Below are 564 nucleotides of genomic sequence, written 5' to 3' on the forward strand. Positions count from 1 at the left end.
TTCCGGGCCGGACTGCGAGGGCCCGGCCGCGCCGGCCTCCGCGGAGACCGTGGAGCCGTAGAAGCGCGGGGCCACCTGGGTCTCCAGGAGCTCGTAGAGCGCTGCGGCTTCGATGTCATCGCGTTCGGTCGGGGACGCGTCGTTGTTCGCGGTGGGGATCGCCCAGCCGTTCTCGCCGTCGTACATCTCATCCCACCAGCCATCCAGCACGGAGAGGTTCAGGGAGCCGTTGATGGCCGCCTTCATCCCGGAGGTCCCGCAGGCCTCCAGGGGCCGCAGCGGGTTGTTCAGCCACACGTCGCAGCCCGGGAACAGGGTGCGGGCCATCGCGATGTCGTAGTTGGGCAGGAACACGATCCGGTGCCGGACGGCGGGGTCGTCGGTGAACTTCACCAGGTCCTGGATCATCTTCTTGCCGGCGTCGTCCGCGGGGTGGGACTTGCCGGCGATGACCAGCTGGATGGGGTGCTGGGGGTGCAGCAGCAGTGCTTTCAGCCGGGCCGGGTCCCGGAGCATCAGGGTCAGGCGCTTGTAGGTGGGCACCCGCCGGGCGAAGCCGATCGT

The 564-nt window shown here is 69.3% G+C and carries 1 protein-coding gene; it reads right to left on the bottom strand.

Annotated features, from left to right (window positions below):
* A partial coding sequence (gene glgP / locus NFJ07_RS25605; RefSeq protein ID WP_269998914.1) for an alpha-glucan family phosphorylase occupies positions 1-564 on the bottom strand: 564 nt, incomplete at both ends.

Origin of the sequence: Arthrobacter sp. B2a2-09 (assembly GCF_027587375.1) — a bacterium.
GTDB lineage: Bacteria > Actinomycetota > Actinomycetes > Actinomycetales > Micrococcaceae > Arthrobacter.